This is a genomic window from Streptomyces sp. NBRC 110035 (genome assembly GCF_000829695.1).
GTDB lineage: Bacteria > Actinomycetota > Actinomycetes > Streptomycetales > Streptomycetaceae > Streptomyces.
Window position 1 is genome coordinate 267,825 of the sequence record NZ_BBNN01000017.1, and the last position, 26,706, is coordinate 294,530.

Genomic DNA, 26,706 nt, shown 5'->3' on the forward strand with positions numbered 1-26,706 from the left:
TGCCCGTTTCCGGTCGCACGGTTCGTGACGCTGCACACTTTCCGCCGTGAATCGCGCATGCATGCGAAGCCCGCGGGCAGAAGCCCTCCCGCTCTGTGGGTGACGCCTGTGTGGCTCGATCCGGTCACTCGACCTGGGTCACTCGCGGGCGCTGAACAGGAACGGAAGGCAGTAGGCGATCATGGCGGACACTACAGAGCTTCAGGTGCGCACCTCCATCCACGCGGGAGGCGAGTGGCGGGCGGCCGTCTCGGGGGCCACGCGCGAGATCTTCGACCCCGCGGACGCCCTGCCGTTCGCCGTCGTCGCGGAGGGCGACGAGAAGGACGCCGACCTCGCGGTGGCCGCCGCGCGGCGCGCGTTCGACGAGGGCCCGTGGCCGCACACCCCGGTCGCCGAGCGGGCCGCGCTGCTGCGCCGCGTCGCCGGTCTCCTCGTCCGGGACCGGGAGGAACTCGGCCTGCTGGAGAGCCGGGACACGGGCAAGACCGTCGAGGAGGGGCGTGTCGACATCGACTGCGTCGCCGACGCCTTCCGCTACTTCGCCGACCTGGTCGCCGGAGAGGCCCCCGGCCGGGTCGTCGACGCGGGTTCCACCGACGTCCACAGCGTGGTCGTGCACGAGCCCGTCGGCGTCTGTGCCATGATCACGCCCTGGAACTACCCGCTGCTCCAGGCAAGTTGGAAGATCTCCCCGGCGCTCGCGGCCGGCAACACCTTCGTCGTCAAGCCCAGCGAGATCACACCGCTGACCACGGCCGCCCTCATCGGCCTGCTGACCGAGGCGGGCCTGCCCGCCGGTGTCGCCAACATCGTCACCGGCCCCGGCCACACCGTCGGCGCCCGGCTCGCCGAGCACCCCGACGTCGACCTGGTCTCCTTCACCGGCGGACTGGTCAGCGGCACCAAGGTCGCCGAGGCCGCCGCGCCGACCGTGAAGAAGGTCGCCCTCGAACTCGGCGGCAAGAACCCCAACGTGGTCTTCGCCGACTCCTGCGCCACCGAGGAAGGCTTCGACACCGCCGTCGACCAGGCGCTCAACGCGGCCTTCATCCACAGCGGCCAGGTCTGCTCGGCGGGCGCGCGGCTCATCGTCGAGGAGTCGGTCCGCGACCGCTTCGTCACCGAACTCGCCCGCCGCGCCGAGCGGATCAGGCTCGGCCGGGGCACCGCGGACGGTGTCGAGTGCGGCCCGCTGGTCTCCGAGCAGCAGCGCGACAAGATCGAGGCGCATGTCGCCTCCGCGCTGAAGGAGGGCGCGGTGCTGCGCTCCGGCGGCAAGCGGCCCGAGCCGTCCGCGGAGCGGCCCGAGGCCGGCTACTTCTACGAGCCGACCGTCCTCGACCACTGCCACCGCGGGATGCGGGTGGTGCGCGAGGAGGTGTTCGGGCCGGTCCTCACCGTCGAGACCTTCCGCACCGAGGACGAGGCCGTCGCCCTGGCCAACGACACCGAGTACGGGCTGGCCGGCGCCGTCTGGACCGCCGACGCGGGCCGCGCCCGGCGGGTGGCCGGACGGCTGCGCCACGGCACCGTGTGGATCAACGACTTCCACCCCTACCTCCCGCAGGCGGAGTGGGGCGGATTCGGCAAGAGCGGAGTGGGCCGTGAACTCGGCCCGGCGGGTCTCGCCGAGTACCGCGAGACCAAGCACATCTACCAGAACCTCGCGCCGAAGCCGGTGCGCTGGTTCGCCGGCTGAGCCCGCCCCCACCGAGCGGCCCACACGGCGAACGCGGCGAACACGCGGCACCGCGGGGAGAGGCGGCCCCGCGCCTCTCCCCGGAACCCGCGGCATCGCGGCACCCACGGCCCTCGGGGCGCGCGGCACCCCGGCGTGTCCGGCGCACCAGGGGCAGCGGAACCACCCGCCCCGCCCCGCCCCACCGTTTCGAACAGCACACCGCACAACTTCCTGCCCACCCGCCCCGAGCCCCCGGAGGAGCGACCGCCCATGCCAGAGCGCACCCACGAGCACCTGCACGAACACCGCCACGAACCCGACCGGGAGCACGGCCCGGACGCCACCCGCGACCACACGTACGACTACGTCGTCATCGGCGGCGGCACCGCAGGGTCCGTCATCGCCTCCCGGCTGACGGAGAACCCGGACGTCACCGTCGCGGTCATCGAGGGCGGTCCCAGCGACGTGGGCCGCGACGACGTGCTGACCCTGCGCCGCTGGATGGGCCTGCTCGGCGGCGAGCTGGACTACGACTACCCCACCACCGAGCAGCCACGCGGCAACTCGCACATCCGGCACAGCCGGGCCCGCGTCCTCGGCGGCTGCTCCTCGCACAACACCCTCATCGCCTTCAAGCCGCTCCCGTCCGACTGGGACGAGTGGGAGAAGGCCGGCGCCCAGGGGTGGGGCGCGGTGCAGATGGAGGCGTACTACGCCCGGCTCAAGAACAACATCGTCCCGGTCGACGAGAAGGACCGGAACGCCATCGCCCGTGACTTCGTCGACGCCGCCCGGAGCACGCTCGGCGTGCCGCGCGTCGAGGGCTTCAACAAGAAGCCGTTCAACGACGGCGTCGGCTTCTTCGACCTCGCCTACCACCCGGAGAACAACCGGCGTTCCTCGGCGTCGGTCGCCTACCTGCACCCGGTGATGGACGAGCGCCCCAACCTGACGCTCCTGCTGGAGACCTGGGCGTACCGGCTGGAGCTGGACGGCACCCGCGCCGAAGGCGTCCACGTCCGCACCAAGGACGGCGAGGAGATCCTCGTCCGGGCCCGCGGCGAGGTCCTGCTGTGCGCCGGAGCCGTCGACTCGCCCCGGCTGCTGCTGCACTCCGGCATCGGTCCGAAGGCCGACCTGGAGGCGCTCGGCATACCCGTGGCGCACGACCTCCCCGGTGTCGGCGAGAACCTGCTCGACCACCCCGAGTCGGTGATCGTCTGGGAGACGGACGGGCCCATCCCGGACAACTCCGCGATGGACTCCGACGCCGGCCTGTTCGTGCGCCGCGACCCCGGACACGCGGGCCCCGACCTGATGTTCCACTTCTACCAGATCCCGTTCACGGACAATCCGGAGCGCCTCGGCTACCGGCGGCCGGAGTTCGGCGTCTCGATGACCCCGAACATCCCCAAGCCGAAGAGCCGCGGCCGGCTCCACCTGACCAGCGCCGACCCGGAGGTCAAGCCCGCGCTGGACTTCCGCTACTTCACCGACGCGGACGACTACGACGCCCGCACCCTCGTCGACGGCATCCGCATCGCCCGCGAGATCGCGCAGACCGAACCGCTGGCCCACTGGCTCAAGCGCGAGGTGGCCCCCGGCCCCGACGTCACCGGTGACGAGGAGCTGAGCGAGTACGCCCGTAAGGTCGCGCACACCGTCTACCACCCGGCGGGCACCTGCCGGATGGGCGCGGCCACCGACCCGTGGGCCGTCGTCGACCCCGAACTGCGGGTCCGCGGCCTGGAGGGCATCCGCATCGCCGACGCCTCCGTCTTCCCGACGATGACCGCCGTGAACCCCATGATCGGCGTGCTGATGGTGGGCGAGAAGGCGGCCGAACTGCTGGCCGAGACCAGCGAAGGGAACCACGCCTGATGAGCAGCACCGTCACACCCGGGAAGCCCCGGCCCGGTACGCAGACCCCGTCCGCGGACCCGTCCGGGCAGCCGCCCGTCTTCGGCGTGCGCAACCTGTGGAAGGTCTTCGGACCGAAGGCCGAGCGCATCCCCGCCGATCCGGAGACCGCGGGCCTCACCCAGTCCGAACTGCGCACCCGCACCGGCTGCACCGCGGCCGTCCGGGACGTCTCCTTCGACGTGCGCAAGGGCGAGGTCTTCGTCGTCATGGGCCTGTCCGGCTCCGGCAAGTCCACCCTCGTACGCTGCCTGACCCGGCTCATCGAGCCGACCTCGGGCTCCCTGGAGATCGACGGCGAGGACGTCCTCGCCATGGACCGCAACCGGCTGCGCGAGCTGCGCAGGCACCGCGCGGCCATGGTGTTCCAGCACTTCGGCCTGTTGCCGCACCGCTCCGTCCTGGACAACATCGCCTACGGCCTGGAGATCCAGGGCATGTCCAAGGCGGAACGGCGGGCCCGGGCCGAGGAGATGGTCCACAAGGTCGGCCTCGACGGCCTGGAACTGCGCCGCCCCGGCCAGCTCTCCGGCGGTCAGCAGCAGCGCGTGGGCCTGGCACGGGCGCTCGCCTCCGACCCCGAGGTGCTGCTCTTCGACGAGCCGTTCAGCGCCCTCGACCCGCTGATCCGGCGGGACATGCAGGAGGAGGTCATCCGGCTGCACCACGAGGAGGGCCGCACCATGGTCTTCATCACCCACGACCTCAGTGAGGCGCTCCGGGTCGGCGACCGCATCGCACTGATGCGGGACGGCGAGATCGTGCAGCTCGGCACCCCCGAGCAGATCGTCGGCTCGCCCGCCGACGACTACGTCCGCGACTTCGTCCGCGACGTGCCGCGCGAGCAGGTCATGACCGTGCGCACCGCGATGCGGCCGGGCGGCTGCGGCGGCTCCGAGCACCCCGGCTCCCTCACCCCCGACACGATCGTCGTCGAGGCCATCGAGACCGTCGCCCGCAGCGGCCGGGCCGCGTGCGTGGTGCAGGACGGCGCGTGCCTGGGGCAGGTCGACCAGGTGGACCTGCTGCGGGTCGTCGCCGGACTGGACCGCGAGGAGGCGGCCGCATGACCTCCCCTCCCCGTATGACCCCGGTGGCCACCGGCACGGCCCCGGTGGCCACCGGGGCCGTCTCCCACGGCCGGGGGTGGACCGCGTGAGCGCCGTCATCACGCCCGCCCCGCCGACGAAGCAGGCCGGACAGCCGGAGGAACCCGCGTCCGCCGAGCGGCGCCCCCTGCTGCGGCACCCCGTGGTGCGCCGTCTGCTGCCGCTGGCCGTCGCCGCCGCCGTGCTCGTGCCGCTCGCCGCCCTGCTGTGGGGCAGCGGAACCTGGCCGTCCGAGCTGACCGTGGACGTCCGGACGCCCCTGGACGACGCCTACACCTGGGTCGTGAACAACCGGGAGACCCACCCGGTCTTCCTCTACTTCCTGCTGCACCTGAGCAACTGGTCCGACGGCTCCGTGAGCTGGATGACGGACCTGCTGGAGTCCCTCGGCTGGTTCCCGGTGATCACGGCCGCCGTGCTGCTGTCCTGGCGGGCGGGCGGGCTGCGCGACCGGCGCGGACCGAAGCTGGCCGGCGTCACGTTCGCCGCCTTCGCGGTGTGCGGCGTGCTCGGTATGTGGGAAGCCACCATGGAGACCCTGGCCCTGATGGCGGTCGCGGTCACCGTCTCGGCCGCGATCGGCGCGCTGCTGGGCCTGGGCGCCGGGCTGTCGGACCGCTTCGAGCGGATCCTGCGGCCGGTCCTGGACACCATGCAGATCATGCCGGCGTTCGCGTACCTGCTGCCGCTGGTGCTGCTGTTCGACATCGGCGTGCCGTCCGCCCTGATCGCGACGGTCATCTACGCGGCCCCGCCGATGGCACGGCTGACCGCGCTCGGTCTGAGGGGCGCGGACCCGTCCGTCATGGAGGCCGCGACGTCGCTGGGCACCAGCCCGTCGCAGCGGCTGCTGACGGCCCGGCTTCCGCTGGCCCGCAAGGAGATCCTGCTCGGCCTGAACCAGACGATCATGATGGCGCTGTCGATGGTCACCATCGCCTCCGTGATCGGCGCCGGCGGCCTCGGCGAGGAGGTGTTCCGCGCACTGTCCACCGTCGACGTCGGCGGGGCGCTCGCCGCGGGCATCCCGATCGTGCTGCTGGCCATCTGGCTGGACCGCACCACCGCCGTCGCCGGAGAGCGGCTGAGCGAGGGCGCGGCCCCGGCCGGCTCCTCCTGGCTGCACGGCCGGCGCGCCTGGGCCGTGGCCGCCGGCTCCGGTGCGGCGCTGGGTACGGTCGGGTGGCTGCTGCTGATCGCCGAGTGGCCCGCGACCTGGACCGTCAACATGGCCCCGCCCGTCAACGACGCCGTCGGCTGGTTCACCGGCCACCTGGCCGAGGGCGTGCCCGTGCTGGGCGGCACCCGGACCTGGGCGGACGGCTTCACCATCTGGGTGCTCGACCCGCTCCGGGACGGCCTGACCGCCATGCCGTGGTGGCTGATGGTGCTGCTGGCCGCAGCCCTGGCCCTGCTCGCGGGCGGCTGGGGCGCGATGTGCACGGCGGGCCTGGCGATGGCCGGGGTCGGCGTCATCGGTGTGTGGGCCACTTCCCTGGACACCCTGTCGCAGGCGATCGCGGGCGTCGCCGTCACGCTCGTGCTCGGCTTCCTGATCGGCGTGGTGGCGGCCCGGGTGCCGCTGCTGAACCGCCTGCTGCGGCCGGTGCTGGACACCATGCAGACCCTGCCGCAGTTCATCTACCTGATCCCGGTGGTGGCCCTGTTCAACGTGGGCCGCTCCGCCGCCGTCGCCGCGGCCGTGCTGTACGCGCTGCCCGCCGTCGTACGGATCACGGTGCAGGGCCTGAGCCAGGTCGACGCCGCGACGCTGGAGGCGGCCCGCTCCATGGGCGCGAGCTCCTTCCAGCAGATCCGCCAGGTGCAGGTGCCGCTGGCCCGGCCCGCGCTGATGCTCGCCCTCAACCAGGGCGTGGTGCTGGTGCTGGCCATGGTGATCGTCGGCGGCTTCGTCGGCTCCGGCGCCCTCGGCTACGACGTCGTCTACGGCCTGCAGAAGAGCGAGCTCGGCGTCGGCCTCGGCGCCGGTGTGGCGATCGTGCTGCTGGGACTGGTCCTGGACCGCACCACACAGCGCCCGGGCCGGCAGGCCGGTACCCGCTAGCCCGCCGTTCCCGGGCCCCGGCCCCCCCCCGCCCGTACCCGGCTCCCAAGCCCCCTCCGCAGGGAAACAACCCCCTGCCTGTTCCCACCGAGAGAGACACTCACATGAAGAGCAGAAAGAACCTCCTGCGCGCCGCGACCGCCACGGCCGCCGTCCTCGCCGTCACCGGCCTGAGCGCGTGCGGTGCCGCCAAGACCGACTCCTCCTCCTCCTCGTCGGGCGGCTCCGACACGGTCACCATCGCCGTCCCGTCGTGGGTCGGCGCCGAGGCCAACGGGGCCGTCGCCAAGTACCTCCTGGAGAACGAGCTCGACACCGAGGTCGAGGTCGAGCTGACCCAGCTCGACGAGTCGGTCGCCATCGACGGGCTCAACAGCGGCAAGGTCGACGCCGTGCTCGAGGACTGGGGCGGCGCGCCGGACAAGATCAAGCGGTACGTCGAGGGCAAGAAGTCCGTCGTCGAGGGCGGCGACCTCGGTGTCACCGGCCACATCGGCTGGTTCGTGCCGAAGTACCTCGTGGACGAGCACCCGGACATCACGGACTGGGAGAACCTCAACAAGTACAGCGATCTCTTCCGTACCGCGGAGAGCGGGAACAAGGGCCAGCTGCTCGAGGGGTCGCCGTCGTACACCACCAACGACGACGCGATCATCGAGAACCTCGACCTGGACTTCAAGACGGTGTACGCCGGCTCCGAGGCCGCGCAGATCACGCAGATCAAGGAGGACTACAAGGCCAAGAAGCCGTTCATCACCTACTGGTGGACGCCGCAGTGGCTGAACGCGCAGGTCGACCTGGTCGAGGTGAAGCTGCCCGAGTACAAGGAGGGCTGCGACGCCGACCCGAAGAAGGTCGCCTGCGGTTACGCCCAGACGCCTCTGCAGAAGTACTTCAACGCCGACTTCGCCAAGGACGGCGGGGAGGCGGCCCGGTTCCTGAAGAACTTCAACTGGACCGCCGAGCAGCAGAACGAGGTCGCCGCGATGATCGCGGACAAGAAGATGAGCTCCGCGAAGGCGGCCGAGACCTGGGCCAAGGCCAACGAGGACGTCTGGAAGGCGTGGCTGGCCTGACCGAAGTCCCACCGCCGCACGGGGGTGACCGTGCCCCTGGTGCTGTGGCCGGGAGGGCTCGCCGGCTCCGGCACCCCTCCCGGTCACAGCGCCAGAGGCCCCCCCCGGGGGTGAGTCCGGCCGCGATGCCGGCCGGTGCCCGTGCGGCCCGGCGCCGCCCCGTCCTCGTGCCCGAGGGACGCCGCCACCCCCGTACCGGGCGTCGCGAGCGCCGGGACCCCTGCCTCGGCGAGGACCCGGGCGCCGGCCGCGTCCCAAGGGCCGGGCAGGACGGGCGGGTCGCCCGGAGCCCGCTCGTGGTGGAGGGCACGGAAACGGCCGGCCCCGCTCACCACTCGGTCCCCCGGAGGGAACCGCCGGCTGGCCACCGGCCGGTCCCCGCCGCAGACGACGGCGACCGGTGCAGACGGCGGCGACCGGCGCCGGGCGACGGGCCGGCCCGTCGGCGTCGAAGTGCCGGGCGGCCCCCTTCCGGGGGCCCGGTGGATCGGACCGCCTCCCACCCACCCCCTGCCCGGCGGCGCCGTCCCGGCCCCGCAGCGCGGACCCGACGTCGCCGGCCGGCAGCGTGGTGCACGCCGTTACCTGTAGTGCCCCGGCGTGTAGTGACCCGGCGTCCTCCGGCACGTCACACCGAAACGGTTCCAGGCGTTGATCACCGTGATCACGGCGATCAGCCGCGCCAGCTCCGGCTCGTCGAAGAACCGGGCGGCCTTCCCGTACACCTCGTCGGGCACGAAGCCGTCCGTCAGCACGGTGACCGCCTCGGTCAGCTCGAGCGCCGCCAGCTCCTTCCCGGTGTAGAAGTGGCGCGACTCCTCCCAGGCGGCGAGCTGCACGATCCGCTCCACGCTCTCGCCCGCCGCGAGCGCGTCCTTGGAGTGCATGTCCAGGCAGAAGGCGCAGTGGTTGAGCTGGGAAGCCCGGATCTTCACCAGCTCGAGCAGCCTCGGGTCGATCCCCTCACGGGACGCCGCGTCGAGCCGCACCATCGCCTTGTAGACGTCGGGGGCGAGCGCGGCCCAGTCCAGTCGGGGTGTCTCCTCGGGCGCGTACTCCGTGGCCGTACCTCCGCCGACGGTGGCTGCCGTCGCGGTGCCGTCGTTCGTGCCGTCGTTCGTGCCGTCGTTCGTGGTGGTGGTCGTGGTGGTGATCGTGGTCATGGCTACGAGCGTAGGAGCGAGGCAGCCCAGGAGTATGGTCCATTCGCATGGCGAAACCATGGGCCACTTTCGGTATCGACCTCCACCTGGAACCGGCCGGACCCGGTCTGCGCCGCGGTCTGACCGACGCCCTGCGCGAAGCGGTCCGCAGCGGCCGGCTCGCCCCCGGCACCCGGCTGCCCTCCTCCCGCGCCCTCGCCGCCGACCTGGGCATCGCCCGCAACACGGTCGCCGAGGCCTACGCCGAGCTGGTCGCCGAGGGCCGGCTGACCGCACGGCAGGGCTCCGGGACCCGGGTCGCCGACCGCGCGGTGCCCCGGCCGCCCGCCCGGCGGCCCACCCCGCGGCGCCCGTCCGGGCGGCCGCGGTACGACCTCACCCCCGGCGTTCCCGACCTCGCCTCCTTCCCGCGTGCCGAGTGGCTCAGGGCCTCCCGCCGGGCCCTGGCGGCCGCCCCCCACGACGCCCTCGGCTACGGCGACGCGCGGGGCCGCCCCGAACTGCGCACCGCCCTCGCGGACCGCCTGGCCCGCGTACGGGGCGTACGCGCCGACCCCGGACGCATCGTCATCTGCTCCGGGTTCGCCCACGGCCTCCACCTGCTCTGCGACATCCTGCGCGCCCGCGGCGCCCGCACCCTCGCCGTGGAGTCCTACGGCCTCGCCGAACACCGCGACCTGATCGAACGCACCGGCCTGCGCACCACTCCGGTCCCCTCCGACGACGCCGACCCCGGCGACGCCGCCGCGGTGCTGCTCAACCCCGCCCACCAGTTCCCCCTGGGCGGTGTCCTGCGCCCGGAGCGCCGGGCGGCCGTCATCGACTGGGCCCGCCGCACCGGCGGCCTGATCCTGGAGGACGACTACGACAGCGAGTTCCGGTACGACCGCCAGCCCGTCGGGGCGATCCAGGATCTGGACCCCGACCACGTGGTCCACCTCGGCACGGTCAGCAAGTCCCTCGCCCCCGGTCTCCGTCTGGGCTGGATGGTGCTGCCCCCGTCCCTGCTGCCGGAGGTCGTCGAGCACGGTGCCGTCCGTTCCGTCGGCGTCCTCGAACAGCTCACCTTCGCCGAGTTCCTCACCTCCGGCGCCCACGACCGGCACGTGCGCGCCGCACGGCTGCGCTACCGGCGTCGCCGCGACGCCCTGGTCGACGTCCTCGCCGAGCGGGCACTCGACGTCCGGGTCACGGGCATCGCGGCCGGACTGCACGCGGTGCTCCGACTGCCCCCGGGCACCGAGCAGTCGGTCGTCCGGGCGGCCGCCTGGCAGGGCCTCGCGGTCAAGGGCCTGGCGTACTTCCGCCACCCCGCCGCCGAAGTCGCCCCCCTGGACGCCCTGGTCGTCGGTTACGGCACACCGCCGGACCACGCCTGGACGGCGACCCTGGACGCCCTGTGCCGGGCTCTTCCCTGAGGGGTGGGCCCGGCGGCCTTCGCGACGGGCGGCCGTGCCGAGCGCACACACCCTCCCAAAGGCCCCGGAACCGGGCCCGGCCGGGCCCCCTGCCCGCGCCTGCCGGTCGGCGCCTAGGCTGTCCGCCGCGAGCCGGGGAGCATGACGGACCGGCAGCGGCCACGCGGCACACACGGGGGAGCGGAGAAGATGACGCGGAGCACAGCCCAGAGCACAGCCCAGAAGACGGTGCAGGGCACGGCCCGGAAGGCTCGGGCACGGCGGCTGCGGTCCGGCACGGTGATGCTCGGCAGTATGGGGGTCCTCGCGGCGGCCCTGTCCGCGTGCAGTTCCGATCCGGACCGCCGCTGCGTGGACCGGGACAGCTACGACTACGTCAACGGTTACAAGGTCGTCGCCGACAAGAACTGCACAACGGCCTCCGGCTCCGCCGGCAGGGCCGGCAGGTCCGGCTCGGCGCAGCGCGTCGACGCCGACTGGTACTACGACGCCGATGTCAGCGGCAGCTGGGCCGAGGACGGCACCTTCAGCCGGAGCGAGGCCGTCGACCGGGGCGGCTTCGGCTCGTCCTCCGGCAAGAGGGGCGGCTGAGGACCCGGACGGGCGAAGGAACGAAGGGCTCACCCGTGGAACGCCGCACCATCGAACCCCGCCCCGGCTGGCAGCGGACCGTCGAGGAGCAGGGCCTGATCTACCCCCTCACCCTGCCCAAGCCGCTCGAGGCCGACCGGGCGGCGGGCATCCCCGTCCCCGAGGGCGCCTGGGTCCCGTACTGGGACGAGAGCGCGTACTACGTCTTCGCCATGGACGAGGTCGAGGCGCTGGAGGAGGCCGTCGAGGAACTGCACCGCATGTGTCTCGCGGCCGCCGACCACATCGTCGGCGCCGACCGCTTCGCCGACCTCGGCATCACCGATCCGAGGGTCGCCCGCGCGGTTGCCGAGGCCTGGCACCGGCGGGCCGAACTCCCCTCAATCTACGGCCGTTTCGACCTCCGCTACGACGGCACCGGCCCCGCGAAGCTGCTGGAGTACAACGCCGACACCCCCACCTCCCTGGTGGAGGCCGCCTCGCCCCAGTGGTTCTGGATGGAGGAACGGTTTCCCGGCGCCGACCAGTGGAACTCCCTGCACGAACGCCTCGTCGACGCCTGGCGGGGGCAGGCCGCGCTCCTCCCGCCGGGCAGCCCGCTGTACTTCGCCCACTCCTGGGACGACGTGCTCGGCGAGGACCTCATGACCGTCGCCTACCTCAAGGAGACGGCCGAGCAGGCGGGCCTCGAGACCGAATGGCTGACCGTGGAGGAGATCGGCTGGGACCGGCTCTCCGGCCGCTTCGTCGACAACAACCTCCGGTTCATCCGCAGCATCTTCAAGCTGTACCCCTGGGAATGGCTCACCACCGACCGCTTCGCCGGCCACGTCCTCGACACCCTCGACAACGGCGGCGGCACCGGCAGCACCCTGTGGATCGAGCCCGCCTGGAAGATGCTGCTGAGCAACAAGGCCCTGCTGGCGATCCTCTGGGAGCTCTACCCGGACCACCCCAACCTCCTCCCGGCCCATCTCGACGGCCCCCGAGACCTGGCGTCGTCCACCGGCTACGTGGCCAAGCCGCTGCTCGGCCGCGAGGGCGCCGGGGTGACGATCCACCCGCCGGGCAGCGCCCCCGTGGTCCGTGACGAACCCTGCTGCTACCAGCAGCTCGCCCCGCTGCCGGACTTCGACGGCAACCATGTCGTCCTCGGCGCCTGGACCGTCGGGGGCGAGTCCGCCGGTCTCGGCATCCGCGAGTCGTCGGGCCTGGTCACCGACGAGTACGCCCGTTTCCTCCCGCACGTGATCCTGTGAGCGTCCCCTGACCCGACGCCTTCGGGGGCCGCGGGCCCTTCAGAGGGGCGCGGGGAACCGCGCGGCCGGCCACACCGAACCCGCGGCCCGCAGCTGACGGTCGGCGGCCCGCGGCCCGCGGCCGCCGGGCGGGCGCGTCCGCTCGCATGGCGGACGCCTTGCCACGGCACCCCGTGCCGCCCGGTAGGCTGGCCGGCGGGCCGTGACTGGCGTGCTGGGATGGGACCGACCATCGGGAAGCGGCCCCCGGACCCGTGACCCGCCGGGACCGGCCGAGTGCCGTGCGCCTGGGCCATGCCGTGAACGCCGAACGCCACGTCCGGAGGTCCCTCATGCCCGCCGAGCCCCTCTCCACCGCTTCCACCGCCTTCCGCTCCGCCCTCGACGTGATCCGCGCCGTCGAGCCGCGCGTCGCCGACGCCATCGGCCAGGAGGTCGCCGACCAGCGCGAGATGCTCAAGCTGATCGCCTCCGAGAACTACGCCTCGCCGGCCACCCTCCTGGCGATGGGCAACTGGTTCAGCGACAAGTATGCCGAGGGCACCGTCGGCCGCCGCTTCTACGCCGGCTGCCGCAATGTCGACACCGTCGAGTCGCTGGCCGCCGAGCACGCCAAGGAGCTCTTCGGCGCCCGTCACGCCTACGTCCAGCCGCACTCCGGCATCGACGCCAACCTCGTCGCCTTCTGGGCCGTCCTCGGCGCCCGCGTCGAGGTGCCCTTCCTGGAGGAGAGCGGCGTCCGCCAGGTCAACGACCTCTCCGACGCCGACTGGGCCGAGCTGCGACGCGCCTTCGGCAACCAGCGCATGCTCGGCATGTCCCTGGACGCCGGCGGCCACCTCACCCACGGCTTCCGCCCGAACATCTCCGGCAAGATGTTCGACCAGCGCTCCTACGGCACCGACCCGGGCACCGGCCTGATCGACTACGAGGCGCTGCGCGCGTCCGCCCGCGCGTTCAAGCCGCTGATCATCGTCGCCGGGTACTCCGCGTACCCCCGTCTGGTGAACTTCCGGATCATGCGCGAGATCGCCGACGAGGTCGGGGCCACGCTCATGGTCGACATGGCGCACTTCGCGGGTCTCGTCGCCGGCAAGGTGCTGACCGGCGACTTCGACCCGGTCCCGCACGCCCCGATCGTCACCACCACCACCCACAAGTCGCTGCGCGGCCCGCGCGGCGGCATGGTCCTGTGCGACGACTCCCTCAAGGACCAGGTCGACCGCGGCTGCCCGATGGTCCTGGGCGGCCCGCTCCCGCACGTCATGGCCGCCAAGGCGGTCGCCCTGGCGGAGGCCCGCCAGCCCTCCTTCCAGGACTACGCCCAGCGCGTCGTGGACAACTCCCGCGCCCTCGCCGACGGCCTGATGCGCCGTGGCGCCACCCTGGTCACCGGCGGCACGGACAACCACCTGAACCTGATCGACGTGGCGTCCTCCTACGGCCTCACCGGCCGCCAGGCCGAGGCCGCCCTCCTCGACTCCGGCATCGTCACCAACCGCAACGCCGTCCCGGCCGACCCGAACGGCGCCTGGTACACCTCCGGCATCCGCGTCGGCACCCCCGCGCTGACCACGCGCGGCCTGGGCGCCGCCGAGATGGACGAGGTCGCGGGCCTGATCGACCGCGTCCTGACCACCACCGAGGCCGGCACCACGAAGTCCGGCGCACCCTCCAAGGCGGCCCACGTCCTCGACGCGAAGATCGCCGACGAGGTCTCCCACCGCGCGACCGACCTGGTGGCCGGTTTCCCGCTGTACCCGGAGATCGACCTCGGCTGACGGCGCCGACGGCACTCAGCGGCCGATCAGCTCCCGACGTGGTTCCTCGCGCGGCGGTCCGGCACGGCGGCGGACCGCCGAGCGGCGTGTCGGCAGGGTTCCGGCGGCCCCCGCGGCGACCCGCCACCCCCGTCCCCACACCCCCGTCCCCGCACCCCGTCCCACGTGCCGTCGCATGACGCCCCCTCCCGCCCCACCCCCTTGTCGCACCCCCGCGCACGGGTCGGAACCCGCCTGTTCCGGACCAGTGCCCGACCGCACCCCGGGGCCTGAGAGAATGATGGGCATGGCCCCTGACAGTCCTCGCGTGCTCTCCGGAATCCAGCCCACCGCAGGCTCGTTCCACCTCGGCAACTACCTCGGCGCCGTACGCCAGTGGGTGGCCCTGCAGGAGACCCACGACGCGTTCTACATGGTCGTCGACCTGCACGCGATCACGGTCCCGCAGGACCCGGCCGAGCTGCGCGCCAACACCCGGCTCGCCGCCGCCCAGCTGCTGGCCGCCGGGCTCGCCCCGGAGCGCTGTACGCTCTTCGTCCAGAGCCACGTCCCCGAGCACGCCCAGCTCGCCTGGGTCATGAACTGCCTCACCGGCTTCGGTGAGGCCTCCCGGATGACCCAGTTCAAGGACAAGTCCGCCAGGCAGGGCGCCGACCGCGCCTCCGTCGGCCTGTTCACGTACCCGGTCCTCCAGGTCGCCGACATCCTGCTCTACCAGGCGCACGAGGTGCCGGTGGGCGAGGACCAGCGCCAGCACATCGAGCTCACCCGCGACCTGGCCGACCGCTTCAACACCCGCTTCGGCCCGACCTTCACCGTCCCCAAGCCGTACATCCTCAAGGAGACGGCGAAGATCTACGACCTCCAGGACCCGACGGTCAAGATGAGCAAGTCGGCGTCCACGCCGAAGGGCCTCGTCAACCTCCTCGACGACCCGAAGGCCACCGCCAAGAAGGTGAAGAGCGCGGTCACCGACACCGACACCGTGATCCGCTACGACGTCGAGAACAAGCCGGGGATCAGCAACCTCCTCACCGTGTACTCGACCCTCACCGGAGCGGGCGTCACCGAGTTGGAGGAGCGTTACGCCGGCAAGGGCTACGGGGCGCTGAAGACGGACCTCGCCGAGATCATGGTGGAGTTCGTGACCCCGTTCAGGGAGCGCACCCAGCAGTACCTCGACGACCCCGAGACACTCGACTCGATCCTGGCCAAGGGCGCGGAGAAGGCCCGCGCCGTCGCCGCGGAGACCCTGGCCCTGGCCTACGAACGGGTGGGCTTCCTGCCCGCCAAGCACTGACCCGGCCCCGGACCGGGACTCCCGCGGCCACCACCGCGGAACTGAACGCGGGCCCGGCCCCGGTCCGTACCACCGGCTGAGCGCCGTACATCACTCCGGCTGTGCCTGCCCGGGAGCGGGCCGTGGTCGTACAGTCGGTACGAGGGCGGCCGCTTCGGCGGCCACCCGCTGCGCACCGGACCTGCCGGGGCGGCGCCACCACAAGGACCGAACGACGGAAACGAAGGAGACGACGTGGGGACCGTAACGATCGGTGTGTCGATCGCGGTCCCGGAGCCTCACGGCAGCCGGCTTCAGCAGCTGCGCGCGGGCTTCGGCGACGCCGCTGCTCACGGTATCCCCACGCATGTCACCCTGTTGCCGCCGACGGAGGTCGACGAGGGCGACCTGGCGGCCGTCGAGACGCATCTGGACGAGGTCGCCGTGGCCGGCCGGCCGTTCCTCATGCGGCTCTCCGGCACCGGCACCTTCCGGCCCCTGTCGCCGGTCGTGTTCGTCCGGATCGTGGAGGGCGCCGAGGCCTGCACCTGGTTGCAGAAGCAGGTCCGCGACGCGTCCGGCCCCGTCGCGCGCGAGCTGCAGTTCCCGTACCACCCGCACGTCACCCTGGCGCACGGGATCGAGGAGGCGGCGATGGACCGCGCCTTCGAGGAGCTCGCCGACTACGAGGCGCGGTGGCCCTGCACCGGCTTCGCGCTCTACGAACAGGGAGCCGACGCTGTGTGGCGCAAGCTGCGGGACTTCCCGTTCGGCTCGCCGGCGGTGCCCCCGCAGTCCGGCCGTGCCGACCGCGGTTCCGTCACCGCGCTCTGACCTCCGGCCCCCGCAGGGCCCGGACGTCAGAGCGGCAGCCGCCGGAACACCGCCCGGGGCAGGTGCCGGAGCGCCGACGTCACCACGCGCAGTCCGCCCGGCACCCACACCGTCTCCGCGCGGCGGCGCAGCCCCGGCTCCACCGCCGTCGCGACCGCCTCCGGGGTGGTGGCGGGCGGAGCTCCGGGCGGCGCGGCGGTCGTCCGGGTACGGACGAAGCCGGGACGGGTGACGAAGGGGACGTCGTTCCGCACATGGGACCTCCCCCACGGGGGCAGAGGCGGTTCATGGACTGGCTGAAGAGACTCCCGGTCGTCGGCCCGTGGGCCACGCGGCTGATGCTCACGCACGCGTGGCGGTCGTACGAGCGGATGGAACGGGTGGCCTGGACGCGGCTGGCCGCCGCGATGACGTTCACCAGCTTCGTCGCACTGTTCCCGCTGCTCACCGTCGCCGCGGCGGTCGGCGCCGCCATGCTCAGCCAGGAGCAGCAGGACACCCTCCAGGAGAAGATCGCCGAACAGGTGCCCGGCATCTCCGACCAGCTGGACATCGGCAGCCTGGTGGACAACGCCGGCACCGTCGGTCTCATCGCCGGTGCCGCCCTGCTGTTCACCGGCATCAGCTGGGCCGGATCGACGCGCGAGTGCCTGCGCGCGGTGTGGGAGCTGCCCGAACCGGAGGAGAACCCCCTCCTGCGCAAGGCCAAGGACGCGGGCATCCTCGTCGGGCTCGGTGGCGCGGTCCTGGTCACCCTGGTCGCCTCCACGGTCGCCTCGACGGCGGTCGACTGGACCAGTGACGCCGTCGGGCTGGAGAAGGGCGGCTGGGGCGGGATCGTGCTGCAGATCGCGGCCTTCGCCGTCGCCGCGGGCGCCGACTTCCTGCTCCTGCTGTACGTCCTGGCGCCGCTGCCCGGCGTCGAACCCGCCCGCCGCCGTCTGGTCGTGGCCGCGCTCATCGGCGCGGTCGGCTTCGAACTGCTGAAACTGCTGCTCAGCGGCTATGTGCAGGGCGTCGCGGCGAAGAGCATGTACGGCGCGTTCGGCGTTCCGGTCGCCCTGCTGCTGTGGATCAACCTCAGCATGAAACTGGTCGTGTTCTGCGCCGCCTGGACGGCGACGCGGAACAAGGAGGAGGGCGGGCAGGTCACGGACGTGGCCGGCGGCGCACCAGATCCGGCAGCGGCCAGCGGCGGTTGACCAGGAACGCCCCGCCCGCGAGCAGGGCCAGCACCCCGCCCGTGACGGCGAGTGCGGCCCCGATGCCGCCGGCCCCGCTCCCGGCCGCGGCGCTCGCCACCGGCTGGGAGCCCGCGGCGCCGGGCGCCACCTCGCCCGCGCCGCCCGCCTCGCCGGGTGAGGCACCGGAGCCCGGCCGGGCTCCGGTCCGCGCGGCGCTCCTGGGCGGCACCAGCTCACCCACCGGGTCGACCTTCCCGGCAGCCTTGAAACCCCAGTCGAGCAGCCGCGCGGTCTCCTTGTAGACCCTGTTGCTCTCCTTTTTCTGCGGGTCCATCACGGTGACGAGCAGCACCCTGCCGTCCTGCTCGGCGACCCCGGTGAAGGTGGCGCCCGCGTTGGTGGTGTTGCCGTTCTTCACCCCCGCGATGCCCTCGTAGACCGGCACGTCGTAGTCGCCGGACAGCAGCCGGTTGGTGTTCTGGATCTCGAAGGACCCGCGGACCTTCTTGCCCTTCTTGTTCTTCTTCGTCTCACCGGGGAAGTCCGCGCGGACCGTCGAGGAGTACTCCCGGAAGTCCTTCTTCTGCAGCCCGGAACGGGCTATCAGGGTCAGGTCGTACGCGGACGACACCTGCCCCTCGGCGTCGTAGCCGTCGGGGCTCATCACGACCGTGTCGAGGGCCTGGAGCTCCTCGGCGTGCTCGTTCATCTCCTCGACGGTGTTCTCGAGGCCCCTGTTCATGGCGGACAGCACCCTGACCGCGTCGTTGCCGGAGCGGAGGAAGACGCCGAGCCACAGGTCGTGGACGGTGTACGTCTCGTCCTCCTTGATCCCGACCATGCTGGAGCCCGGGCCGATGCCGGCCAGGTCGGAGGGTTCGACCCGGTGCTTCGTCGAACCGGGCCACTTCGGCAGCAGCGTGTCGGCGAACAGCATCTTCAGGGTGCTCGCCGGGGCCAGTCGCCAGTGCGCGTTGTGCGCGGCGAGCACCTCGCCGGACTCCGCGTCGGCGACGATCCAGGACCGGGCCGACAGGTCCTTCGGCAGCACCGGCACGCCGCTCGCGAGGTCGACCTGGGTCCCCGCCTGCCCGAGCCGGGCGCCGCCCACCGTCGACATCCTGGCCGGAGGAGCGGCCTTGGACCCCTTCGACGGGTCGGCCGAGGGCCTGGACGAGGGGGTGGAGGACGGGCTCGGGGCCGCGAGGGCGACGGGAGCGGTCAGTGCGGTGGACACCACTATGACGGAAGTGACCAACAGCGAGCGCGTGATGGAGTTTTTGGGTGCGGGCACGATCGGAAACGTACATGCAGCGCCTGAGGAAGTCCCCTCTCCCTCCCCACCCCGCGAACGGAACCGGACACCGGCCGGTGATACTGGACCCCTACCGTGCCCGCCCGGGGGAAACCCTCCGGAGCCCTGGCCGAATCCGGGCGCCCGGTGTTGCGATGAAAGGTCAGATCTGGTGAAACTCAGCCGCCCCGTCTCCTGGTTCCTGCTCGTCTTCGGGGTGTGGAGCTGGATCATCTGGATCACTTTCGTCAAGAACCTGGTCAAGGACGGCAGCGGGCTGGCCTTCGACGACGGCGAGCCGACGGCGTACTTCTGGGTCCACCTGCTGCTGGCCGTCGTCTCCTTCGTATGGGGGACGGTCATCGGGGGCATCGGGTTGCGCGGTCTGCGCGCACTGAGCCGGACGTCACGGACGTCGTAACGGAAATCTGGGGAACACCGCACCGTGGCCATAGCCTTCGTACTCATCGCCCTGCTGGTCCTGTCCGTCCTGGTGACGGGCAACTGGTACCTGTGGCGCCGTCTGTTCCGCGACACGACCCGGGCCCCGGGTGCCGTGCGCCGCATCGGCGTGGTGGTGATCGCCGGAGGCTGGGCGGTGACCTTCGCGGCGTTCTTCGCCACGCGCAGCGGTGTCCCGTTCTGGCTCAAGCAGGTCCTGGCCTGGCCCGGCTACCTCTGGCTGGTCCTGTGTCTCTACCTGCTCCTCGCGGTGCTCGTGGGCGAGGCCGTCCGCCCGGTGCTGCGCCGGGTCCTGGAGCGCCGGGCGCGGCGCACGCCGACCGCCCCGCCGAGCCGGGAGCCGACGCCGGTACCGGCGGCCGCCACTGCCGCACCGGCCGCGTCGGCACCGGGAACATCCCGGCCGGCGGACGCGGACGCCCCCGCGCCGGCCGGGACCACGACCGCCGCGCCCGCCTCCGATGCCCCTGACGTCCCCGACGCGTTCGAGGAGCCCGTCACCCCGGTGGGGCCCGCCGGTCCCTCCCGGCGGCTGTTCGTCTCCCGGGTGGTCGCCGGGGCCGCCGCCGCGGCGGCCGTCGGAACGGTCGGGTACGGCACGTACGGCACGGTGCGCGGGCCGAAGGTCAAGCGGGTCACCGTGCCGCTCGCCAAGCTGCCCCGCGCGGCGCACGGTTACCGGATCGCCGTGGTCAGCGACATCCACCTGGGACCGGTCCTCGGCCGGGGCTTCGCGCAGAAGGTCGTCGACACGATCAACTCGACCCAGCCCGACCTGATCGCCGTCGTCGGCGACCTGGTGGACGGCACGGTCAGGGAACTCGGCCCGGCCGCGGCCCCGCTGGCGCAGCTGAGGGCACGGCACGGCTCCTTCTTCGTCACCGGCAACCACGAGTACTTCTCCGGCGCCGAGGAGTGGGTCGACGAGGTGCGCCGACTCGGCCTGAACCCGCTGGAGAACGCGCGCACCCACCTCCCGCACCTCGACCTCGCCGGCGTGAACGACCTGGCCGGCGAGGACGAGGGCCAGGGACCCGACTACGCACGGGCGCTCGGCGACCGGGACCGGGACCGCGCCTGCGTGCTTCTCGCCCACCAGCCGGTGATGGTCCACGAGGCCGTCGACCACGGTGTCGACCTCCAGCTCTCCGGCCACACCCACGGCGGCCAGCTCTGGCCCGCCAGCTACCTCGCCGCCGCCGCCAACCCGACCCTCGCGGGTCTGGACCGCTACGGCGACACCCAGCTGTACGTCAGCCGCGGCGCAGGCGCCTGGGGCCCGCCGACCCGGATCGGCGCGCCGTCGGACATCACGGTGATCGAACTGGCGTCGAAGCAGACCTGACGGCCCCGCCGCAGGGGCCCGGGTGCCACCCCGGGTCCCTGCGGCACGGACCGGTGCCCCGGGCTCCGCGGCCCAGGTCCGTTCCGCGTGCTCAGCACCCGTCCCGGAAGGCGGTGGGCAGCGGGTCGGTCCGGTCCGCCGGGCCGGCCGGCGCCGTGACCGGCTCCTTCCGTGAGGACGCGGAGACCGCCGGGTCCGCTCCCCACCCCTCTGCCTCCGCCCGCGCCGGAAGGGTCACCGTGACCGCCAGGCCCTCGCCGGGAGCGGTCCGTACCGTCACCTCGCCGCCGTGTGCGTGGACCACGCCCTGCACGATCGCCATGCCGAGACCGCTGCCCGCGCCGCCGCCGGCCCGGAAGAAGCGGTCGAAGAGGCGTGCCGCGTCCTGGGGGCCGAGCCCCGGGCCGTCGTCCGCCACGCACAGCCGCACGACCCCGTCGGCGCGGGTCACCCCGAGTCGTAGCGGCACCTCGGCCGGTGTGTGCGTCCGCACGTTGCCCAGCAGGTTGCCCGGTACCTGTCGCAGCCCGGACTCGTCGGCCCGCACCAGCACCGCGCCGCCGGCGTCGACCGTCATGGGCCGCTCCCGCTGCTGCACCCGCAGGTCCTCGGCCGCGTCCCGCACCAGACGGCACACGTCCACGTTCCGCAGCCGCAGTTCGGGCCGCTGGTCGAGGCGGGCCAGCACGAGCAGTTCGTCCACGAGCCGCGCCATGCGGTCGGACTCCGCCAGCATCCTGTCCCAGGCACGCCGCCGCTCCTCCGGCTCCCGCAGCATCCCCCGGTCGTACAACTGGAGGTAACCGCGGATCGCCGCCAGCGGCGTGCGCAGTTCGTGCGAGGCGTCGGCGACGAACCGGCGCGGCTGGGCCGCGCTGCGCTCGCGCGTGCGGTACGCCGACTCGACCTGCTGGAGCATCGAGTTCAGGGCGAGCCGCAGCTGCTCCACCTCCAGGATGGGGTCCCGGCTGGAGGGCACGCGCCGGGTCAGGTCGCCCTCGGCGATCGCCGACGAGGTCTCCACCGTGTCCTCCAGCGGCCGCATCCGGCGCCTCACACTGACCATCGTCAGACGGGCCGGCAGCGCGAGGAGCAGCGTCCCGATGGCCGCATCGGGCCTGACCACCTTGGCGACCCCGGCGTGGAGGGACTCGGTGGAGGTGGCGATCAGGATGTACGTGCCGTCACCGAGCCGGGTGGCCGTGGCACGGTAGCCGGTGCCCAGGACGGTGAGGTCGCGCGGCTCGGGGTCCCGGACCAGGAAGCGCGGATCGCCGACCTCGTCCGCCAGGGCGTGCTGGGCCTCTGGGGCTGGGGCCTGGACCTGCTCGGTTTCGGCAGGGAGGGCCCCATCGCGGCCTTCCTGCCGATCATCATGCTGTCGCTGCTCTTCGGCCTCTCCATGGACTACCAGGTGTTCCTGGTGAGCCGGATGCACGAGGAATGGGTGCACACCCGGGACAACGCCCGCGCGGTGCGCGTCGGCCTCGCGGAGACCAGCCGCGTCATCAACTCCGCGGCCCTGATCATGGTGTGCGTCTTCCTCGCCTTCGTGCTCAGCGGCGACTACGCGGCCGGCACGGCGGGCGTGGGGCTCGCCGCGGCCGTCGCCCCGGACGCGTTCATCCTGTGTACGGCGCTGGTCCCGGCCGTGATGCACCTGATCGGCAAGGCCAACTGGTGGCTGCCGGCGGGGCTGGAGAAGAGGCTGCCGCATCTGGCGGTCGAGCCGAAGGAGGACGCCGCGGACCCGCTCCCGGCCGCTGGGGCCCCCGGCGAGGGGCCCGGCCCGGCGGCCCCGTCCGCCTCGGTCGTGCACGGCTTCGTCCGCACCGCCGAGGGCGGTCCCGTGGACGGCGCGGCCGTCACCCTGCTGACCACGGGCGGGCGCCGGCTGGACCGTCCCGTCTCCAGCGCCGACGGCTCGTACGTCGTCTCCGTCCCGTCCCCGGGCACCTACCTGCTGGCGGTGACGGCGGCCCCGCACGGCTCCCGCGCGGGGCAGGTGACGGTGCTCGACGGCCCGCTGGTGCACGACGTGGAACTCGCCCCCGGTGAGGTGGACGCCGTCAACTGACCGGACCGGGGCGCCCGTCGTGGTCGGCGGGCGCCGTGTGGTCTGTGCCGTCGTGGTCGGCGGGCTCCCCGGGGCCCGTCCCGTCACCGTTTCCGGCAGGAACTCTCCGGGCCTTCGCCGGGTCCGGCAGCATCCTGGTCATCCCCGGCAGGAACTCCGTGAACATGTCGTGGACCTCGCGCACCAGCGGGCGCAGGGCACGGAAGCGGGCCAGCGCGACGCCCCGCGCGGTGATGCGGGCGCCGCGCTCGGCGAGACGGTAACTGCGTTCGCGGCCCTCGGCGCGGTCGAAGATCCAGTAGAGGACGAGCCCCATCTGCGCCAGCCACATCAGCTCCGGCAGCACCTCCCGCAGCTCGACGGGCACCTTGGCCTTCGAGCCGGCCAGCACGTCCCGATGGACGCTGATCGCCTCCGCGCGCGCGTGCTCCGACTCGGGCGAGAAGGGACTGAGCGGGCTGTCCGGGTCGGCGGCGTTCTTGAAGAACTGCACGGCGAACTCGTGGTACGGCGTGGCGATGTCCAGCCACGCCTTCAGCACGCCCGCGAACCGGGCCTCCAGATCGGTCTCCCGCTCCAGGGCCTCCCGCACCGCCCGCTGGTGCTCGGCGGCGATCCGGTCGTAGAACCCCTGGATCAGGTGTTCCTTGCCCGCGAAGTAGTAGTACGCGTTGCCGACGGACACCCCGGCCTCCGCGGCGATGGCCCGCATGGTCGTCCTGTCGTACCCGCGCTCCTGGAACAGCCGCATGGCCGTCTCCAGGATCAGGGCGCGGGTCTGCTCGGACTTGCTGAGTGCGGCACCGTCACCGGGGCCGTCGTTCTTCACGGACACGGACAGAGAGCCTAGCCCCAGGCCGGAACGCCCCCGCGCCCGTGCGGACCGCCGCCAGGTCCTGCCGTCACCCGCACCGGGGGTGTGGACTGCTCCGGCGCCGTGACCGAGTCCGGGCGTCGCCGCCCGGGAACACTCCTCCACCGCCCGCCGGGCGCCGGCCACGCGCACCGGTTCGTCCACTCCGACATCCGGCGCTGCGCAGTGGGTGCGACATCGCAGGCCGCGGCGTTCACGCGGTGACGCCCGTCGCTGACGCGCATCCAGGAGTCCTCTTCGGGTTCACGGCCGGCTCCCGGCCCGAGACGACCGAGGAGGATCGGTGCGGACGTGCGCACGCACCCCCTGCAGGCCGAACAGGACGAGAAGCTCGACCGCGCCGCCGTCGGCGCTGCCCAGCCGGTGGGGCAGGGACGTGTCGAGCTCGGCTGCCTCACCGGGCGGCGGCGTCAGGTCGCGCTCGCCGATCACGAGCCGCAGGCGTCCGTTGAACACGTAGAGCCATTCGAAGCCTTCGTGGGTCTGCGGGCCCGGTTCGAGGGGTCGTGGCCGGGCGGGGATCATCGTCTTGAACGCGTGGACCCCGCCCGGTCGCCGGGACAGGAGCACGAAGGTCATCCCGAACCGCCTGATCGGCTTGAGGCGGATCCGGAGGTCGCCGGTGCGCGGGGCGCCGACGAGGTCGTCCAACGGAACGTCATGGGTACGGGTCAGCGGCAGCAGCAGTTCCAGGCTCGGCCGACGCTGCCCGTTCTCCAGCCGGGACAGCGTGCTCTCCGACACGCCGGTCGCCGCCGCGAGGCCGGCGAGGGTGATGCCGCGGTCACGGCGCAGCGCACGCAGGCGCGGCCCCACCGAGTCGGGCACGTCGTCGTCCGTTGCGCGATCCGTCAGGCCGTCTTGCCGTAACCGCAAGATTCCGTGCCGGTCCGTGGGATGCCTGGCAGGACTGAGCGCACACCGACACAAGGAGCCCTGACGAGCACCACTGACGCGGTCGCGTTCTGGGACGGCGTCCACGCGGACCGGCCGGCAACCGGAGGCCCGCGGCATCCCGTCCGCCGCACTCCCACCGCTCCACGTCTCCCCAGCTCAAGCCGCGGAATCCGGCTGGAGTGCCGGGGGGTGTCGCGAAAGGAGCGTCGTCTGCCCGAAGGGCAGGCCCGGCGGCGTCCGGTGCGTGCGACCGCAAGGCGGAGGGGCGCCCCGATACCGGTCGTATCGGGGCGCCCCCGACAACGCGGCGAGCGTGCGGGCCGGGCGTTGCCGGGCAGACGGGACCTTCGCGACACGCCCTACGGTCGGCGGCCCAGTTGCGGGCGCTTGGTGTAGTCGGTCAGGCCGACCACGTTCCCCCAGGGGTCGGCGAACTCGACGGTCCAGCCGGTGGCGCCCGTGAACGGTCCGTCGAGCAGGCCGATCCCGGCGCCCTCCAGCGCCTCGGCGGCGAGACGGGCGTCCGGCACCTCCAGCCACACCCGCACGGAGGGCCACGCCGGCGGCCGGCAGCCCAGGCCCGCCTCGTGCCGCAGCAGCACCCCGGGCGTCTCGCCGCCCACCTTCAGCAGCACGATCCCGGCCTCGTCCAGCCGGAAGCCGACCGGGAACCCGGCCCGTCCGTAGAATCCGACGGCCTCGTCGAGGTCCCCGACGGGCAGCAGCACATGGTCGAACCCGAGCAGTTCGTAGGACTCGTCGTCTGACATGGCGTCACATTAGGCGGTAACGGCACAGAGCGGGCCGAGGCGGTGACCGGGCGGCGGAGGGTCACTCGTCCGGGCGGACGGCCCCGGAGCCTCCCCGGCGGATCACGTGCCAAAGGCCCCGGTCGGGATCCGACTTCTCATTGCCGCCCGAGTCCTGCAAGATGACCGACAGTCATCCGTATCTTTCAGGAGAGACCCACTGTGAGCGAGCAGCCGCAGCAGCCGTCCACGCCACCCGGTTTCGGCCCCCCGAACTCCGGTCCGTCCGGTCCGTCCGGCCCCTACGGCTACCCGCAGCCCGGGCCCCAGCAGCCCCCCGGCGGCCAGCAGCCCCCCGGCGGCTACCCGTCGCCCCCCGGTGGCTACCCGCCCCCGCCCGGGTTCCAGCAGCCCCCGCCCCCCGGGTTCGTCCCCGGCGCTCCCGACCCCGGCGCGCCCTACGGGTACGACCCCTACGGGCGTCCCCTCTCCGACAAGTCGAAGATCGTCGCCGGTGTTCTCCAGCTCTTCCTCGGCTCGTTCGGCATCGGCCGCTTCTACACCGGTTCGGTCGGCGTCGGTGTCGCCCAGCTGCTCACCTGTGGCGGTCTCGGCTTCTGGGCGTTGATCGACGGCATCATGTACCTGGTCAGCAACGACCGCACGGACGCCCAGGGGCGGATCCTGCGTGGCTGACGCGGCACCCCAGGTCCCGTTCCGGGGGCACCCGCGGTGGCATCCCGCGGTGGCCCCCGTCGCGGTGCTGGCCGCGGGCGTCGCCGGCGCCGCCTACCTGTGGGGCACCGACCCGCACGAGCCGGGTCACCTCCTGCCCCGGTGTCCGCTGCGGGCCGTCACCGGCCTGCTGTGCCCGGCCTGTGGCGGCACACGCATGGCGTACGACCTGATGCACGGCCAGTTCGCCGCCGCCTGGCTGGACAACAGGGCCCTGCTGCTCGCCGCGCCGTTCGCGCTGGCGCTGTGGGGGCGCTGGACGCTGGAGGGGCTGCGCGGCCGCTCCTGGGCGCCCCGGATCGGCCCCCGGGTCCAGGTGCTGATCCTGGCGACGGCCGTGGCCTGGACGATCGCCCGCAACATCGTCTGAAACGTGCGGTAATCGGGCCGAGATGATCACGGAACGGGAACATTCGACTTCTCGCTTTCCCGTTCGAACGCCGGGCGTCTTACGCGCCTCTGGCGCAGGGGGGACGGTTCGCGAACCGTGGGTTTTGGCGCCGTGGTCGCGCGGGACCCGTATGCGTGTGTCCGCTGCTTCCTCCTGAGCCGTCCGGGCAGTCAGCCCGGCGCGTTCCACCTTGTTCTCCCCAGGAGCAGTGCCATGACCGTCCCCGCCGACCCCCAGGCCCCCTACGGCTACGACCCGCAGGGTCGCCCCTACTCCGACAAGTCGAAGATCGTCGCCGGTCTCCTCCAGATCTTCCTGGGGACCCTGGGCATCGGCCGCTTCTACGTCGGTTCCGTCGGCGTCGGTGTCGCCCAGCTGCTCACCTGTGGTGGCCTCGGCTTCTGGGCACTGATCGACGGTGTCATGTTCCTCGTGAGCAACGACCGCACCGACAAGCAGGGCCGCGTCCTGCGCGGCTGACGCGGCACCGGCCGCTCCGGCGCCCGCACACGGCCAAGG

22 protein-coding genes and 4 pseudogenes are annotated in these 26,706 nt (G+C 72.9%); 18 read left to right on the plus strand and 8 right to left on the minus strand.

Annotation, left to right across the window (positions count from 1 at the left end):
* The first annotated feature begins 181 nt into the window (after positions 1–181).
* From TU30_RS05745 to TU30_RS05765, 5 genes are all read left to right on the plus strand, one after another.
* Positions 182–1,702: an aldehyde dehydrogenase family protein gene (locus tag TU30_RS05745; protein ID WP_042165324.1), complete on the plus strand. Its 1,521-nt coding sequence runs from the start codon at positions 182–184 to the stop codon at positions 1,700–1,702.
* Positions 1,703–1,954: 252 nt separating this feature from the next.
* Complete coding sequence (locus TU30_RS05750; RefSeq protein WP_234307790.1) at positions 1,955–3,565, plus strand: GMC family oxidoreductase; 1,611 nt, start codon at positions 1,955–1,957, stop codon at positions 3,563–3,565.
* Complete coding sequence (locus tag TU30_RS05755) at positions 3,565–4,674, plus strand: glycine betaine/L-proline ABC transporter ATP-binding protein (protein ID WP_042165326.1); 1,110 nt, start codon at positions 3,565–3,567, stop codon at positions 4,672–4,674. Before TU30_RS05750 ends, TU30_RS05755 begins: the two co-directional genes overlap by 1 nt.
* 85 nt (positions 4,675–4,759) lie before the next feature.
* Entirely contained in the window at positions 4,760–6,778 is a 2,019-nt protein-coding gene (locus TU30_RS05760) for a proline/glycine betaine ABC transporter permease (RefSeq protein WP_078878145.1), read from the plus strand.
* 104 nt (positions 6,779–6,882) lie between these two features.
* Positions 6,883–7,854 carry an ABC transporter substrate-binding protein gene (locus TU30_RS05765; RefSeq protein WP_042165329.1) on the plus strand — a complete coding sequence of 324 codons (972 nt, stop codon included), beginning with the start codon at positions 6,883–6,885 and terminating at the stop codon, positions 7,852–7,854.
* A 149-nt stretch (positions 7,855–8,003) separates the two neighbouring features.
* Here TU30_RS05765 and TU30_RS05770 read toward each other — a convergent pair.
* Both TU30_RS05770 and TU30_RS05775 read right to left on the minus strand, forming a co-directional pair.
* Positions 8,004–8,186 (minus strand): annotated as a pseudogene (locus TU30_RS05770) (isocitrate lyase/phosphoenolpyruvate mutase family protein); the annotation flags it as partial.
* A gap of 249 nt (positions 8,187–8,435) precedes the next feature.
* Entirely contained in the window at positions 8,436–9,017 is a 582-nt protein-coding gene (locus TU30_RS05775) for a carboxymuconolactone decarboxylase family protein (RefSeq protein WP_042165334.1), read from the minus strand.
* A gap of 47 nt (positions 9,018–9,064) precedes the next feature.
* Between TU30_RS05775 and TU30_RS05780 the strand changes: the two genes are divergently transcribed.
* The 6 genes from TU30_RS05780 (at position 9,065) to TU30_RS05805 (ending at position 16,179) form a co-directional block, all read left to right on the plus strand.
* Positions 9,065–10,435 carry a PLP-dependent aminotransferase family protein gene (locus TU30_RS05780; protein ID WP_042165336.1) on the plus strand — a complete coding sequence of 457 codons (1,371 nt, stop codon included), beginning with the start codon at positions 9,065–9,067 and terminating at the stop codon, positions 10,433–10,435.
* 282 nt (positions 10,436–10,717) lie between these two features.
* Entirely contained in the window at positions 10,718–11,026 is a 309-nt protein-coding gene (locus tag TU30_RS05785; protein ID WP_042165644.1) for a hypothetical protein, read from the plus strand.
* 35 nt (positions 11,027–11,061) lie between these two features.
* On the plus strand, positions 11,062–12,285 hold the full coding sequence (locus TU30_RS05790; protein ID WP_042165338.1) for a glutathionylspermidine synthase family protein: 1,224 nt from the start codon (positions 11,062–11,064) through the stop codon (positions 12,283–12,285).
* A gap of 332 nt (positions 12,286–12,617) precedes the next feature.
* Positions 12,618–14,066, plus strand: coding sequence for a glycine hydroxymethyltransferase (locus TU30_RS05795; protein WP_042165647.1), 1,449 nt, complete (start codon positions 12,618–12,620; stop codon positions 14,064–14,066).
* Positions 14,067–14,352: 286 nt separating this feature from the next.
* On the plus strand, positions 14,353–15,366 hold the full coding sequence (gene trpS, locus TU30_RS05800) for a tryptophan--tRNA ligase (protein WP_042165649.1): 1,014 nt from the start codon (positions 14,353–14,355) through the stop codon (positions 15,364–15,366).
* A 234-nt stretch (positions 15,367–15,600) separates the two neighbouring features.
* Positions 15,601–16,179 (plus strand): 2'-5' RNA ligase family protein, encoded by a 579-nt coding sequence (locus TU30_RS05805; protein WP_042165340.1) that lies wholly within the window; start codon positions 15,601–15,603, stop codon positions 16,177–16,179.
* 26 nt (positions 16,180–16,205) lie between these two features.
* Here TU30_RS05805 and TU30_RS05810 read toward each other — a convergent pair.
* Positions 16,206–16,412 (minus strand): annotated as a pseudogene (locus TU30_RS05810) (decaprenylphospho-beta-D-erythro-pentofuranosid-2-ulose 2-reductase); the annotation flags it as partial.
* Between the two features lie 54 nt (positions 16,413–16,466).
* Between TU30_RS05810 and TU30_RS05815 the strand changes: the two are divergent.
* Entirely contained in the window at positions 16,467–17,381 is a 915-nt protein-coding gene (locus TU30_RS05815) for a YihY/virulence factor BrkB family protein (protein ID WP_042165343.1), read from the plus strand.
* Here the strand turns inward: TU30_RS05815 and TU30_RS05820 are convergent.
* A complete protein-coding gene (locus TU30_RS05820; RefSeq protein ID WP_042165345.1) occupies positions 17,329–18,657 on the minus strand; it encodes a D-alanyl-D-alanine carboxypeptidase family protein in 1,329 nt (442 codons plus the stop codon). The two genes, TU30_RS05815 and TU30_RS05820, sit on opposite strands and share 53 nt — an antisense overlap.
* A gap of 172 nt (positions 18,658–18,829) precedes the next feature.
* On the opposite strand from TU30_RS05820, the gene TU30_RS36945 reads away from it, so the two are divergent.
* The gene (locus TU30_RS36945; protein WP_042165347.1) at positions 18,830–19,078 is read left to right on the plus strand and encodes an SCO4848 family membrane protein; all 249 of its coding nucleotides are present in this window, start codon (positions 18,830–18,832) and stop codon (positions 19,076–19,078) included.
* Positions 19,079–19,102: 24 nt separating this feature from the next.
* A complete protein-coding gene (locus tag TU30_RS05830; RefSeq protein ID WP_042165348.1) occupies positions 19,103–20,464 on the plus strand; it encodes a metallophosphoesterase in 1,362 nt (453 codons plus the stop codon).
* 91 nt (positions 20,465–20,555) lie between these two features.
* Here the strand turns inward: TU30_RS05830 and TU30_RS05835 are convergent.
* Positions 20,556–21,770: pseudogene (locus tag TU30_RS05835) on the minus strand (sensor histidine kinase); the annotation flags it as partial.
* Here TU30_RS05835 and TU30_RS05840 point away from each other — a divergent pair.
* A pseudogene (locus TU30_RS05840) lies at positions 21,771–22,541 on the plus strand (MMPL family transporter); the annotation flags it as partial.
* Here TU30_RS05840 and TU30_RS05845 read toward each other — a convergent pair.
* The 3 genes from TU30_RS05845 to TU30_RS05855 form a co-directional block, all read right to left on the minus strand.
* Positions 22,534–23,376, minus strand: coding sequence for a TetR/AcrR family transcriptional regulator (locus TU30_RS05845; RefSeq protein ID WP_234307791.1), 843 nt, complete (start codon positions 23,374–23,376; stop codon positions 22,534–22,536). The pseudogene TU30_RS05840 and the gene TU30_RS05845 sit on opposite strands and share 8 nt — an antisense overlap.
* Positions 23,377–23,658: 282 nt before the next feature.
* Positions 23,659–24,243: a helix-turn-helix domain-containing protein gene (locus tag TU30_RS05850; protein ID WP_234307792.1), complete on the minus strand. Its 585-nt coding sequence runs from the start codon at positions 24,241–24,243 to the stop codon at positions 23,659–23,661.
* 428 nt (positions 24,244–24,671) lie between these two features.
* Positions 24,672–25,082: a VOC family protein gene (locus TU30_RS05855; RefSeq protein WP_042165354.1), complete on the minus strand. Its 411-nt coding sequence runs from the start codon at positions 25,080–25,082 to the stop codon at positions 24,672–24,674.
* Positions 25,083–25,283: 201 nt separating this feature from the next.
* Between TU30_RS05855 and TU30_RS05860 the strand changes: the two genes are divergently transcribed.
* The 3 genes from TU30_RS05860 (at position 25,284) to TU30_RS05870 (ending at position 26,667) form a co-directional block, all read left to right on the plus strand.
* The gene (locus TU30_RS05860; RefSeq protein ID WP_042165357.1) at positions 25,284–25,757 is read left to right on the plus strand and encodes a TM2 domain-containing protein; all 474 of its coding nucleotides are present in this window, start codon (positions 25,284–25,286) and stop codon (positions 25,755–25,757) included.
* A gap of 49 nt (positions 25,758–25,806) precedes the next feature.
* Positions 25,807–26,166, plus strand: coding sequence for a DUF2752 domain-containing protein (locus tag TU30_RS05865; RefSeq protein ID WP_370626558.1), 360 nt, complete (start codon positions 25,807–25,809; stop codon positions 26,164–26,166).
* 234 nt (positions 26,167–26,400) lie between these two features.
* Complete coding sequence (locus TU30_RS05870) at positions 26,401–26,667, plus strand: TM2 domain-containing protein (protein WP_042165362.1); 267 nt, start codon at positions 26,401–26,403, stop codon at positions 26,665–26,667.
* Positions 26,668–26,706 lie beyond the last annotated feature (39 nt).

Excerpts from the sequence above, each read along its gene's own strand:
- TU30_RS05855 (WP_042165354.1), bottom strand. The coding sequence starts at position 25,082 with ATGTCAGACGACGAGTCCTACGAACTGCTCGGGTTCGACCATGTGCTG.
- TU30_RS05780 (WP_042165336.1), top strand. The coding sequence starts at position 9,065 with ATGGCGAAACCATGGGCCACTTTCGGTATCGACCTCCACCTGGAACCG.
- trpS (WP_042165649.1), top strand. The coding sequence starts at position 14,353 with ATGGCCCCTGACAGTCCTCGCGTGCTCTCCGGAATCCAGCCCACCGCA.
- TU30_RS05745 (WP_042165324.1), top strand. The coding sequence starts at position 182 with ATGGCGGACACTACAGAGCTTCAGGTGCGCACCTCCATCCACGCGGGA.
- TU30_RS05815 (WP_042165343.1), top strand. The coding sequence starts at position 16,467 with ATGGACTGGCTGAAGAGACTCCCGGTCGTCGGCCCGTGGGCCACGCGG.
- TU30_RS05765 (WP_042165329.1), top strand. The coding sequence starts at position 6,883 with ATGAAGAGCAGAAAGAACCTCCTGCGCGCCGCGACCGCCACGGCCGCC.
- TU30_RS05775 (WP_042165334.1), bottom strand. The coding sequence starts at position 9,017 with ATGACCACGATCACCACCACGACCACCACCACGAACGACGGCACGAAC.
- TU30_RS05870 (WP_042165362.1), top strand. The coding sequence starts at position 26,401 with ATGACCGTCCCCGCCGACCCCCAGGCCCCCTACGGCTACGACCCGCAG.
- TU30_RS05785 (WP_042165644.1), top strand. The coding sequence starts at position 10,718 with ATGCTCGGCAGTATGGGGGTCCTCGCGGCGGCCCTGTCCGCGTGCAGT.
- TU30_RS05755 (WP_042165326.1), top strand. The coding sequence starts at position 3,565 with ATGAGCAGCACCGTCACACCCGGGAAGCCCCGGCCCGGTACGCAGACC.
- TU30_RS05750 (WP_234307790.1), top strand. The coding sequence starts at position 1,955 with ATGCCAGAGCGCACCCACGAGCACCTGCACGAACACCGCCACGAACCC.
- TU30_RS05795 (WP_042165647.1), top strand. The coding sequence starts at position 12,618 with ATGCCCGCCGAGCCCCTCTCCACCGCTTCCACCGCCTTCCGCTCCGCC.